This is a genomic window from Intrasporangium chromatireducens Q5-1, assembly GCF_000576575.1.
Lineage (GTDB): Bacteria > Actinomycetota > Actinomycetes > Actinomycetales > Dermatophilaceae > Intrasporangium_A > Intrasporangium_A chromatireducens.
On record NZ_AWQS01000620.1, the window covers coordinates 1 to 345 of the forward strand.

Annotated in this window: 1 protein-coding gene; it reads right to left on the bottom strand. The window is 66.1% G+C overall.

What is annotated here, in order from left to right; all coding sequences use genetic code 11:
* Positions 1-3 precede the first annotated feature (3 nt).
* Positions 4-168, bottom strand: coding sequence for an SDR family NAD(P)-dependent oxidoreductase (locus N864_RS24965; protein ID WP_420805232.1), 165 nt, complete (start codon positions 166-168; stop codon positions 4-6).
* Between the last annotated feature and the right edge of the window lie 177 nt (positions 169-345).

Sequence of the window (345 nt, forward strand, 5' to 3'; positions counted from 1 at the left end):
AGATCACTTACACAGACAACTTGACAAGCTCTGCTCTGCGGCGTCGCGGTCCGAGCCGTAGTGCACCGCGACGCGATCGCCTCGCCGGCTCAACGCCACGGCAATCGCCCGGCCGATCCCCCGTGACGCTCCAGTCACCAATGCTGATGCCACCGACACCACCTCCACGTCCTGTATGTGCCACTGCGGCAACCATGTCAAAGCATGCCTGCGCAAAGAGCCGTCGAGCTCTCCGCATGCTCCCGAGCGGGGCGGGGCAATGGACCCTCACGGGCGAAGCTTCGACTCCAACAGCGTGGGTCGAAGGGCGGGTCGTGCCGCAGCTCGCGCTGCGGCACGACCTCG